Origin of the sequence: Methylobacterium indicum, from assembly GCF_001043895.1 — a bacterium.
GTDB lineage: Bacteria > Pseudomonadota > Alphaproteobacteria > Rhizobiales > Beijerinckiaceae > Methylobacterium > Methylobacterium indicum.
On sequence record NZ_JTHF01000067.1, the window covers coordinates 1 to 11,543 of the forward strand.

The 11,543-nt window shown below is 69.8% G+C and carries 11 protein-coding genes; 6 read left to right on the forward strand and 5 right to left on the reverse strand.

Going from position 1 to position 11,543, the window contains the following annotated elements:
- Window positions 1-90: 90 nt before the first annotated feature.
- Window positions 91-846: a sulfite exporter TauE/SafE family protein gene (locus QR78_RS08460; protein WP_048427066.1), complete on the reverse strand. Its 756-nt coding sequence runs from the start codon at window positions 844-846 to the stop codon at window positions 91-93.
- A 194-nt stretch (window positions 847-1,040) separates the two neighbouring features.
- On the opposite strand from QR78_RS08460, the gene ruvC reads away from it, so the two are divergent.
- On the forward strand, window positions 1,041-1,598 hold the full coding sequence (gene ruvC, locus QR78_RS08465; RefSeq protein ID WP_048427067.1) for a crossover junction endodeoxyribonuclease RuvC: 558 nt from the start codon (window positions 1,041-1,043) through the stop codon (window positions 1,596-1,598).
- A 68-nt stretch (window positions 1,599-1,666) separates the two neighbouring features.
- Here the strand turns inward: ruvC and QR78_RS08470 are convergent, their stop codons facing one another.
- Window positions 1,667-2,083 carry a DUF5615 family PIN-like protein gene (locus tag QR78_RS08470; RefSeq protein WP_048427068.1) on the reverse strand — a complete coding sequence of 139 codons (417 nt, stop codon included), beginning with the start codon at window positions 2,081-2,083 and terminating at the stop codon, window positions 1,667-1,669.
- Window positions 2,080-2,727: a DUF433 domain-containing protein gene (locus QR78_RS08475; RefSeq protein ID WP_048427076.1), complete on the reverse strand. Its 648-nt coding sequence runs from the start codon at window positions 2,725-2,727 to the stop codon at window positions 2,080-2,082. The genes QR78_RS08470 and QR78_RS08475 overlap by 4 nt, the downstream gene beginning before the upstream one ends.
- 153 nt (window positions 2,728-2,880) lie before the next feature.
- Between QR78_RS08475 and QR78_RS08480 the strand changes: the two genes are divergently transcribed.
- Genes QR78_RS08480 through QR78_RS08500 form a run of 5 tightly spaced genes read left to right on the forward strand, consistent with a single transcriptional unit; the run spans window position 2,881 to window position 8,990 of the window.
- Window positions 2,881-4,053, forward strand: coding sequence for an isovaleryl-CoA dehydrogenase (locus QR78_RS08480; protein ID WP_048427069.1), 1,173 nt, complete (start codon window positions 2,881-2,883; stop codon window positions 4,051-4,053).
- 11 nt (window positions 4,054-4,064) lie between these two features.
- Window positions 4,065-5,672, forward strand: a complete 1,608-nt coding sequence (locus tag QR78_RS08485; RefSeq protein WP_048427070.1) for a carboxyl transferase domain-containing protein — start codon at window positions 4,065-4,067, stop codon at window positions 5,670-5,672.
- Window positions 5,673-5,679: 7 nt separating this feature from the next.
- On the forward strand, window positions 5,680-7,626 hold the full coding sequence (locus tag QR78_RS08490; protein WP_048427071.1) for an acetyl-CoA carboxylase biotin carboxylase subunit: 1,947 nt from the start codon (window positions 5,680-5,682) through the stop codon (window positions 7,624-7,626).
- Window positions 7,623-8,117, forward strand: a complete 495-nt coding sequence (locus tag QR78_RS08495; protein WP_048427072.1) for a MaoC family dehydratase — start codon at window positions 7,623-7,625, stop codon at window positions 8,115-8,117. The genes QR78_RS08490 and QR78_RS08495 overlap by 4 nt, the downstream gene beginning before the upstream one ends.
- 6 nt (window positions 8,118-8,123) lie before the next feature.
- Window positions 8,124-8,990 (forward strand): HpcH/HpaI aldolase/citrate lyase family protein, encoded by an 867-nt coding sequence (locus tag QR78_RS08500; RefSeq protein WP_048427073.1) that lies wholly within the window; start codon window positions 8,124-8,126, stop codon window positions 8,988-8,990.
- Between the two features lie 57 nt (window positions 8,991-9,047).
- On the opposite strand, the gene QR78_RS08505 is transcribed toward QR78_RS08500, so the two are convergent.
- Window positions 9,048-9,884, reverse strand: a complete 837-nt coding sequence (locus tag QR78_RS08505) for an ABC transporter ATP-binding protein (RefSeq protein ID WP_048427074.1) — start codon at window positions 9,882-9,884, stop codon at window positions 9,048-9,050.
- A gap of 220 nt (window positions 9,885-10,104) precedes the next feature.
- On the reverse strand, window positions 10,105-11,376 hold the full coding sequence (locus QR78_RS08510; protein WP_048427075.1) for an ABC transporter substrate-binding protein: 1,272 nt from the start codon (window positions 11,374-11,376) through the stop codon (window positions 10,105-10,107).
- Between the last annotated feature and the right edge of the window lie 167 nt (window positions 11,377-11,543).

The window sequence follows — 11,543 nt, forward strand, 5'->3', positions numbered from 1 at the left end:
TCCGACGAAGTGGATGCCGGTTCGTCAAAGAAAATGCGGCAAAACAAAGACTTAGAGAGCTTCGCGATTGCAACGCGATCGTGAAGCGCTCTAGCGCAGCGGCAACGCCAAACAGACCGCCACCAGGATCACCGCGTAGGCGACCGTGCGGAACATCCGGTCGGAGGCGCGGTGGAAGCCGTGCGAGCCGACCCAGAGGCCCAGGCCGTAGGGCAGGAGCAGCGGCACCGCCTCCGCGAAGCGGGGACCGGTGAGCACGCCGGTCACCGTGAACACGACACCCGAGATCAGGGTCGAGAGGCCGAAATACGCCATCAGGTTGTCGCGCACCTGACGCGCGGAGGCGCGCTGGCTGGCGAGCCAGAACACCGCGAGCGGCATGCCGCCAAGCGCGGCAAAGCCGCTCGCCAGGCCCGAGGCGCCCCCTGTCGCGAGCGACAGCGGCAGCGACGGGTCCGCCTTGTAGCGCCAGCCCGAGATGAGCGCGGCGAGCGCCAGCAGGATCGCGCCCGCGGTGATCCAGCGGGTCAGCGTCGGATCGAGATGGGTGAGGAGCTGCACGCCGACCGGCAGCAGGAGGGTGGAGCCGATCAGCAGCGGCACCACCTCGCGCCAGACCGCCCGCGGGGCGGAGCGGGCGCCGAACCACAGCGAGAACGGTGCGTCGACCACCCAGATCAGCCCGACCGCCGCCGCCGGGCCGACGGCAGCGGCGGCCACCGGCACGAACACCATCGCGAAGCCGAAGCCGGTGAAGCCGCGCACCAGCCCGCCGACGAGCGCGGCGAGGAACAGGGTGGCGGCCCGGGCATCGAGCGGGAGCAGCGCGGCGAGATCGAGTGACATAAGGTCACCACGCACCCCACGGTGACGATTCGTCAAGGTCTCGGGCGCAAGGGTGCTTCAGGCATGTTCACGGAACGTCCCATGCTGGCGGCGCGGCTTTTTCCCGGCTAGACACCGGCGCTCTTCGCGCCGGGACGGTTTTTCGGCATGATGCGGGCGCCGCCCGCACCCACGGCAAGGACACCTGAGCGGCGATGAGCGAACCGATCCGCATCCTGGGCATCGATCCGGGCCTGCGCCGCACCGGCTGGGGCCTGATCACCGTGACGGGCACCCGCCTCGCCTTCGTGGCGAGCGGCACCGTGACGTCGAACGGCGACGACGACCTCGCCACCCGGCTGTGCAGCCTGCACGAGGGCCTGACCAAGGTCGTCGCCACGATGCTCCCCGACGAGGCCGCCGTGGAGGAAACCTTCGTCAACAAGGACGCGCAGGCGACCCTGAAGCTCGGCCACGCCCGCGCCGTCGCCCTGCTGGTGCCGGCGCTCGCCGGACTGCCGGTGGCCGAATACGCCGCCAACCTGGTGAAGAAGACCGTGGTCGGCGCCGGCCACGCCGAGAAGGATCAGGTCGGCGCCATGGTGCGCTTCCTCCTGCCCAAGGCCACCGCCGACACGGCGGACGCCGCGGACGCGCTCGCCATCGCCATCACCCATGCGAGCCACCGGGCGGCGCGGATGCGGGCGGCGACCCATGCCGCGGCGGCCGGGCCCGGCGCCGGGCGGATCGCCCGGGCGGTGGCGCGGGGTTAGGGGCGGCGGCCCGGTCAGTTCGAGGTTGCGAAGGATCGCCTTCGAACCTCGACAGACCGCGTCGCGGGTCATGTCACTGACAATGGATAGCGCTCGATCACGACGTCCGTCTCGTCGGCCGTGATCTCGAGCACATGGTTGACCAGATCGTCGCCGAGGGCAGCGATCTCATCGAGCACGATATCAAACAGTTCCTCCTGCAGGGCGAGGTTCATGCCGGGCGGGCCGTTCAAGCAGACGAGCCCGGCATGAATCGGCTGCAGCGCATGCAGACCGGGCTTGCCCGGCGCACCGGCAGGACCGCGAAAATCGTAGGAATTCTTCGTCACCAGCGTCCAGTCTTCATCCACCGCGCGACGGATCAGGGTCCAGTCCTGGATTCCACCAAGGCCGAGCCAGTGGACGTGCGAAGATTCCGCATATCCCCTGCCTCGCGCCATCGTCGTCAGGCGCTGGCTCAGGCATTCGTCGATCAGAAACTTCATCCGGCCGTCTTGCGCGGCACGCGCTTGCGCTCGACGGGCCGAATACCAGCGGGCAGGACAGTGCCGCGCGGCCGCCCACGCAGCGGGTGGGCGGTGGCATAGACGACCGCGAGTTCGATCTGGCGATCGGTCAGCGACGGGTAGGCGTCGCGGATGCGCCCGATCGATTCGCCGGCTCCCACCGACGCGGCGACGTCATGCACGGGCACACGCGTCCCACGCAGCACCTCGGCCCCGCTCATCACTGCCGCGTCGCGCGACACTTCAGCCTCGGCCTCGCACAGCCGCTCGTAGCCGCATGCGGTGCGCGCGAGGAACGGTGCAAGATCGATGCTCCAGTATTCTCCGTCGAGTGTCCAGTTCTGGCGCGAGAGCGCATGGTACTGTGCAAACTCGACGTGACGCAGCCGATCCTCGAAGCGCGTGAGGATGTGCTTGCGGAGGCCCGGCGTGAAGGTGTCGGCCGCCGCATGGTAGAAGGCGATCATCACGCAGGCACCGGGCGTGAGCCGGCGGCCGTCGTCGAATACGTAGAAACCCTCCGGGAGCACATGCTCGTCGATCGCGCGGTCGACCGCCTTCACGGCGATGCCGGACACGAAGGCCGCCTCCGGTGGGCGGAGCAGGTCGGTCCGTTCAGCCATGATTGCCGTCATAACTCTTCCGCATGATCGGAAGATATATGGGCCGCGTCTGCGTTTCAATGGATCGGTGCTCGGGCGTCGCGCGGACGGCCGAGACCGCTTGTCTTAAAAAACGATCGTTCGTATGAATGGGGAAAATGGGAGGAGGCGCCGATGATCCCGAACGCCGCGCGTGAATTCAACTTCGGCCTGGGCGAGACCGCCGAGGCGATCCGCGACAGCGTGCGCAGCTTCGCGCAGGAGAAGATCGCGCCGCGGGCCGAGGAGATCGACCGCACCAACACCTTCCCGCGCGACCTCTGGCCCGAGATGGGGGCGCTGGGTCTCCACGGCATCACGGTCGAGGAGGAGTATGGGGGCTTGGGCCTCGGCTACCTCGCCCATTGCGTGGCGATGGAGGAGGTGTCGCGCGCCTCGGCCTCGGTCGGCCTGTCCTATGGGGCGCACTCGAATTTGTGCGTCAACCAGATCACCCGCAACGGCTCGGACGCGCAGAAGCGCAAGTATCTGCCGAAACTCATCTCCGGCGAGCATGTCGGGGCGCTCGCGATGTCGGAGCCGGGCGCCGGCTCGGACGTGGTGTCGATGCGGACCCGCGCCGAGAAGAAGGGCGATCGTTACGTCCTCACCGGCTCCAAGATGTGGATCACCAACGGCCCCGTCGCCGAGACGCTGGTGGTCTACGCCAAGACCGACCCCGGGGCGGGCTCGCGCGGCATCACGGCCTTTCTGGTCGAGAAGGGCATGAAGGGGTTTTCCACCGCCCAGAAACTCGACAAGCTCGGGATGCGCGGTTCGGATACCTGCGAGCTGGTCTTCGAGGAGTGCGAGATCCCGGAAGAGAACGTGCTCGGTCAGGTCGGCCGCGGCGTCAACGTGCTGATGTCGGGCCTCGATTACGAGCGCGCGGTACTGGCAGCGGGGCCGCTCGGCATCATGCAGGCCTGCCTCGACGTGGTGATCCCCTACGTCCACGAGCGCAAGCAGTTCGGCCAGGCGATCGGCGAGTTCCAGCTGGTCCAGGGCAAGCTCGCCGACATGTACGTCTCGACCAACGCCGCCAAGGCCTATGTCTACGCGGTGGCCCAGGCCTGCGACCGCGGCGAGACCACCCGGGAGGACGCGGCCGGCGCGATCCTCTACGCCGCCGAGCGGGCGACGCAATGCGCCCTCGACGCGATCCAGCTCCTCGGCGGCAACGGCTACATCAACGACTACCCGACCGGGCGCCTGCTGCGTGACGCCAAGCTCTACGAGATCGGCGCCGGCACCAGCGAGATCCGCCGGATGCTGATCGGCCGCGAGCTCTTCACCAAATCCGCCTGAGGTTCGAGCCGATGCCGGTCATCCCCACCAGCGCCGACCTCACCTCCGGGGCGGCGGAGCAGAACCGCGCCGCCTGGGGCGAGCTGCGCTCCGCCCTCAAGAGCCACCGCGCCAAGGCCGCCGCCGGCGGGCCGGCGCGGGCCCGCGAGCGCCACGTCGCCCGCGGCAAGCTCCTGCCCCGCGACCGGGTGCTGCGCCTGCTCGATCCGGGCTCGCCGTTCCTGGAAGTCGGGGGCCTCGCCGCTCACGGGATGTACGGCGACGAGATCCACGCCGCCGGAATCCTCACCGGCATCGGCCGGGTGGCCGGCCGCGAGGTGATGGTGGTCTGCAACGACGCCACCATCAAGGGCGGCACCTACTACCCGCTCACCGTCAAGAAGCACCTGCGGGCGCAGGAGATCGCGCTCCAGAATCGGCTGCCCTGCCTCTACCTCGTCGATTCCGGCGGCGCCAACCTGCCGCAGCAGACGGAAGTCTTTCCCGACCGCGAGCATTTCGGCCGCATCTTCTACAACCAGGCGCAGATGTCGGCCGCCGGCATCCCGCAGATCGCCTGCGTGATGGGCTCCTGCACGGCCGGCGGCGCCTACGTGCCGGCGATGTCGGACGAGAGCGTGATCGTGCGCCGCCAGGGCACGATCTTCCTCGGCGGTCCCCCTCTCGTGAAGGCGGCAACCGGCGAGGTGGTGAGCGCGGAAGACCTCGGCGGCGCCGACGTGCATGCCCGGCTGTCGGGCGTCGCCGACCATTACGCCACCGACGATGCCCACGCGCTCGCCATCCTGCGCCGCATCGTCGGGGGCCTCAACACCGTCAAGCGGCCCGATCTCGACATCGCGGCCTCCGTCGAGCCGGCCTACGGGGCGAGCGACCTCGACGCCCTGGTGCCCACGGACCTGCGCAAGCAGTACGACGCCCGCGAACTCATCGCCCGCCTCGTCGACGGCTCGGAGTTCGACGAGTTCAAGCGGCTCTACGGCACCACGCTGGTCACGGGCTTTGCCCGGCTGCACGGCATGCCGGTCGGGATCCTCGCCAATAACGGCATCCTGTACTCGGAGAGCGCGCTGAAAGGCGCGCACTTCATCGAACTCTGCTGCCAGCGCCGGATTCCGCTGATCTTCCTCCAGAACATCTCCGGCTTCATGGTCGGGCGCGAGGTCGAGGCCGGGGGCATCGCCAAGAACGGCGCCAAGCTCGTGACCGCCGTGGCCACCGCCGCGGTGCCGAAGCTCACCGTGATCGTCGGCGGCTCCTACGGGGCCGGCAATTACGGCATGTGCGGCCGGGCCTACTCGCCGCGCTTCCTGTTCGCCTGGCCGAACTCGCGCATCTCGGTGATGGGCGCCGAGCAGGCGGCGAGCGTGCTCGCCACCGTCAAGCGCGACAACATCGAGGCCGGGGGCGGCGCCTGGAGCCCTCAAGAGGAAGAGGCGTTCAAGGCGCCGATCCGCGCCGGGTTCGAGGAGGAGGGCTCGCCCTACTACGCCACGGCGCGGCTGTGGGACGACGGCATCATCCTGCCGGAGGAGACGCGCCGGGTGCTCGGCCTCTCGCTCTCGGCCTGCCTCAACGCGCCGGTGCCGGAGACCCGGTTCGGCCTGTTCCGGATGTGAGGACAGCATGACCACACGCCGCCTCGCCTCCGTCCTCGTCGCCAATCGCGGCGAGATCGCCTGCCGGGTGATCCGCACCGCCCGGGCCCTCGGGATGCGCACCATCGCGGTCTTCTCGGAGGCCGACCGCGACGCGATGCACGTCGCGCTCGCCGACGAGGCCTTCCTGCTCGGCCCGGCCCCCGCCGCCGATTCGTACCTGCGCATCGACCGCATCATCGAAGCCGCCCGCGCGAGCGGGGCCGAGAGCATCCATCCGGGCTACGGCTTCCTGTCGGAGCGGCCGGACTTCGCCGACGCCTGCGCGGAGGCCGGCATCGTCTTCGTCGGGCCCCCGGCTTCCGCCATCCGCGCCATGGGCCTGAAGGATGCCGCGAAAGCCCTGGTGGCGAAGGCCGGCGTGCCGGTGGTGCCGGGCTATCACGGCGCCCGCCAGGAGCCCGACTTCCTCGCCGCGGAAGCCGCGGCGATCGGCTATCCGGTGCTGATCAAGGCGGTGGCCGGCGGCGGCGGCAAGGGCATGCGCCGGGTCGAGGGGCCGGAGGGCTTTTCCGATGCGCTGGCTTCCGCGCAGCGGGAAGCCCAGAACGCCTTCGGCGACCCGCGGGTGCTGGTCGAGAAATACGTGCTCTCGCCGCGCCACGTCGAGATCCAGGTGTTTTGCGACGCCCACGGCAACGCCGTGCACCTGTTCGAACGCGATTGCTCGCTCCAGCGCCGCCACCAGAAGGTGATCGAGGAGGCGCCCGCCCCCGGCATGCCCGACGAGGTCCGCGCTGCCATGGGCCGGGCCGCCGTCGAGGCGGCGAAGGCGGTCGGCTATGTCGGCGCCGGCACGGTCGAGTTCATCGCCGACGGCCGCGAGGGCCTGCGGCCCGACGGCTTCTGGTTCATGGAGATGAACACCCGGCTTCAGGTCGAGCATCCGGTGACCGAGGCGATCACCGGCCACGACCTCGTCGAATGGCAGTTCCGGGTGGCCTCGGGCGAGACGCTGCCGGTCGATCAGGCGGGTCTGGCGATCCAAGGCCACGCCGTCGAGGCCCGGCTCTACGCCGAGGATCCGGATCAAGGCTTCCTGCCCTCGACCGGCCCGCTGCGGGCGCTCACGCTTCCCTCGGGCGAAGGCATCCGGGTCGATACCGGCGTGCGGGCGGGCGACCGAGTGACCCCGTTCTACGACCCGATGATCGCCAAGGTGATCGCCCACGGCGCGACCCGGGACGAGGCGCTGGATCGGCTGGCCGGTGCGCTCGGCCGCACGCTGGTGGCGGGGCCGAAGACCAACGTCGCCTTCCTGAAGGCGCTGGCCGAGTCGCACGATTTTCGCGAAGGCCGCTTCGATACCGGCTTCATCGACCGCGATCTCGCGGCCCTGACGGCACCGAGCCCGCACCGCGACGCTGCGATCCGGGCCGGACTCCGCGCCCTGGTGACGAGGGACCGGCCCACTGGCGCCGGCTCGCCCTGGGACACGGCGGACGGGTTTCAGCTCGGCGAGGCCCGGCGCCAGACCTATCCCTTCGTGCTCGACGGCGAGCCCGCCGAGGCCGTGCTGCACTGGGGTCCGGCCGGGCTCACGGTGGAGTACGGCACGGCCGGTCCCGAGCCCGATTCCGTCCCGGTGGTGGAGGCTCCGCCCGGCCTGCTGGTGCTCGCCGAGGGCCGGCAGATCGCGCTCAGCCCCCCCGACCCCTTCGCGGTCGATCTCGACCACATCGACCAGGGCGGCACCATCAAGGCGCCGATGCATGGCCGCCTCGTCGCGGTGCTGGTCGCCCCCGGCGACACAGTGGTGCGCGGCCAGCGCCTCGCGGTGGTCGAGGCGATGAAGATGGAGCATGCGCTCACCGCCCCCAGCGACGGCACCGTCGCCGAGGTGGCGGCGGAGGCCGGCCAGCAGGTCGCCGAGGGCGCCCGCCTGATCACCCTGACCACGGAGGACGCCGCGTGAGCACGATTCCGGCTTCGACCCATCCGCGCGGCGGGCTGTACTTCGAGGATTTCGAGGTCGGCGCCACGCTCCGCCATCGCCTCACCCGGACGGTGACGCAGATGGACAACATGCTGTTTTCCAACATGACGCTGAACCCGCAGCCGCTTCACATCGACGCGCATTTCTGCGCCACCGAGACCGAGTGGGGCCGGCCGCTGATGAACTCGCTGTTCACCCTCGGGCTGATGATCGGCATCTCGGTCAACGACACGACCGTCGGCACCACGATCGGCAATCTCGGCATGACCGAGACCCGCTTTCCCGCCCCCCTGTTCGAGGGCGACACGGTGAGCGTGACGACGGAGGTCGCCGCCAAGCGCGAATCGCGCTCGCGGCCCACCGCCGGCATCGTCGACTTCATCCACCGGGCCTATAACCAGGACGGCACGCTGGTGGCGGAATGCCGCCGCCAGGCGATGATGCGCAAGCGACCCGCGAGCGAGGCCTGAGATCCGATGCGCTCCCTGCTGTTCGTCCCCGGTGACTCGCCCCGCAAGCAGGAGAAGGGGCTGGAAGTCGGCGCCGACGCCCTGATCCTCGACCTCGAGGATTCGGTGGCCCTGCCGGAGAAGGGCAAGGCCCGCGAAATCGCCGCCGGCTTCCTGTCGCGGATGCGCGACGTCGCCGGCCGGCCCAGGCTCTACGTGCGCGTCAACGCCCTCGATACCGGCCTCACCGAGGACGACCTCGCCGCGGTGATGCCGCACGCGCCCGACGGGATCATGCTGCCGAAGGCCGAGGGCGGCCCGAGCGTGGGGCAGCTCGGCGCGCGCCTCGCCGTCCACGAGGCGGAACACGGGCTGCCGGACGGCGCCACCCGCATCCTGCCGATCGCCACCGAGACCGCCCGCGCCGTCTTCGCACTCCAGAGCCTGCCGGGAGCGAGCCGGCGGCTCTCCGGCATCACCTGGGGGGCGGAGGATCTCTCCGCCGATCTCGGCGCCGAGACCAACCGGGGCGAGGACGGCGCCTGGACCGCGCCGTTCGTGCTCGCCCGCAACCTGACCCTGATGGCGGCGGCCGCCGCGGAGGTCGACGCGATCGACACCATCAACGCCCTGTTTCGCGACCTCGACGGGCTCGCCCGCGAGTGCCGGGAGGCGCGGCGCGACGGGTTCACCGGCAAGATGGCGATCCATCCGGCGCAGGTCGCGGTGATCAACGAGGCCTTCACGCCGACCGACGCGGCGATCGCCCAGGCGCGGAAGGTCGCCGCCGCCTTCGCGGAGGCGCCCGGCATGGGCGTCGTCGGGATCGACGGCGAGATGTTCGACCGGCCGCACCTGCGCCGGGCGGAGCGTCTGCTGGCACGGCTGGGGTGAGGCGGCGCACTCCGTCGCCTCCTTCCGGGGCCGCCGAGCGGCACCCGGGGCGACACCTCAGATCCAGCGCTTGCGCCGCTTGAAGCTCTTCAGGTTGCGGAAGCTCTTGCGCTGGTCGCCGGCGCCGCCGAGGTAGAATTCCTTCACGTCCTCGTTGGTGCGCAGCTCCTCGACCGTGCCGTCGAGCACCACCTTGCCCTGCTCCATGATGTAGCCGCGGTCGGCCACCGACAGGGCCGCGCGGGCATTCTGCTCGACGAGCAGGATGGTGACGCCCAGATCCCGGTTGATCTGGCGGATGATCGAAAAGACCTCCTTCACCAGGAGCGGCGAGAGGCCCATCGAGGGCTCGTCCATCAGGATCAGGCGGGGGCGGGCCATCAGGGCGCGGCCGATCGCCAGCATCTGCTGCTCGCCACCCGAGAGGTAGCCGGCGGCTCCCGTGCGCTCCTTGAGGCGCGGGAAGTAGGTCAGCACCCGTTCGAGATCCTGGCCGACCTCGCGGTCGCGGCGCGAGAAGGCGCCGAGGCGCAGATTCTCCATCGGCGTCATGTCGGAGACGATGCGGCGGCCCTCCATCACCTGGAAGATGCCGCGGCGCACGATCTTGTCGGGCTCGATGCCGTCGATGCGGGCGCCGTCGAACACGATCTCGCCGCGGGTAACCTCGCCGTCCTCCGAGCGCAGCAGGCCCGAGATGGCCTTCAGCGTGGTCGACTTGCCGGCGCCGTTGGCGCCGAGCAAGGCCGTGATCGAGCCCGCCGGCACGTCGAGGCTCAGGCCCCGCAGAACCAGGATCACGTCGTCGTAGACGACCTCGACGTTGCGCAAGGAGAGCAGAGGGGCCTGCGCGGCGTCGGAAGTCGGGCGCTCCAGGGTCATGACCTGCGACATCGGATGGCTCCAGGCGCTTGTTCTCCCTCCCCCCTCTGCGGGGGAGGGTGGCCTGCGGAGCAGGCCGGGAGAGGGGACGCCGCGTCCGGAAAGGTCGAGAGCGCGATGACGAGCGCCACGTTCGGCACCGTCGCGTTCCCCTCTCCCGGCTCACTGCGTTCGCCACCCTCCCCCGCAGAGGGGGGAGGGCTATTGGCGGGTCAGCCTGCGAAGGTGCTTCTCACCACCCCTGCCACTCGCTCTTGCGCGGCAGCGTCACGGTCTTGACCGGCTCGAGCTTGATCGTGCCGGCCTTGATCAGGTCGGGCAGCGCGCCGTCGGTCGGGCCCGACACCTTGGCGCGGTAGATGTGCACCTCCATCATCCCGCGATGGTCGGTGGGCGACCAGGTCGAGGGGACGCAGACGCCCTCCATCCCGGCCGGCACCCAGTCCTTCTTCTGGTAGAAGCCCTTGCGGACGTTGGGACCGGCGAGGCCCCCGTTGTCCTTGGCCCAGGCGAGCGCCTCGGTCATGTAGAGGGCGGCGCAGATGCCAGTGTAGTAGTGCACCGGCCGGTAGGCGGTACCGGCGGCGTCCGAAACCTTCGAGATCTCGGCCGCCATCGCCATGCCGGGCGCGGTGCTGCCGCTCACCGCGGCGGTGCGGACCGGGAAGACGACGCCGTTCGCTGCCTCGCCGGCCGCCTTGGCGGCGTTCTCGTCCATGCCCCAGACGTTGCCCATGAACTGGATGTCGGTGCCGACCGACTTGCAGGACTTCAAGAGCGAGATGTTCGAGCCGCCGGTATTGCCGAGATAGGCGTAGTTCGCCCCGGCGTTCTTGGCGGTGAGGCACTGCGCGGTGTAGTCGCCGGGAGCGAGCGCGAAGACGATCGCCGGCAGCACCTCGAAGCCGAGATCCTTCGCCATCGCCTCGCCGGCTTCCTTGGGCGAGTTCGGATAGGGGTGGTTGCCGCCCATGTGGACGTATTTCGGCTTGCCGGTCTTGCCCTTGGCCTTCCAGTCGTCGGCGGCCCACATCAGCATGGCGCGAAGCGCATCCGAGTAGGACGGGCCGTAGAAGAAGTTGTAGGGCGCCGCCTTGGCCTTGCCGCTGGCGCCGGTCGGGTCGCTGACCTGCGCAGCGTAGCTCCCTGAGATGTACGGGATCTCGTCCTTGGTGACGAAGGCCGACAAGGCCTCGGTGTCGGCGGTGCCCCAGCCCTGGATCGCCGCGACCTTGTCGCGCCCGCCGGTCCACTTCTTGTAGAGCGCGACGGCGCGCGGCACCTGGTAGCCGTAATCGACCGACTCGACGTTCATCTTCTCGCCCTTGATGCCGCCCTTGCGGTTCACGTAGGCGAGCGCGTCGGCCACCCCTTGGGCGTAGGGCACGCCGACATCCGAGGTGGCGCCGCTCTGGTCGGCGAGATGGCCGATCGGGATCTCGGCGGCGAGGGCGGGAACGGCCAGGGCGAGAATGGCGGCCGAGGACAGGGACAGGCGAAGCATGGGTCTGGTTTCCTCCGGTGGGTGGGCTGGTTCGCCAGCCTCGTCGATGATGTTTACGGTACACGACAGAGAATGATGGCCAAGCCAATTATTCGTGCCGATTCTTCGCGACCCTCTCCCTTTCCCGGACGACTGGAGCGTCAGCGGAAGGAGATCCGGGATCCAGC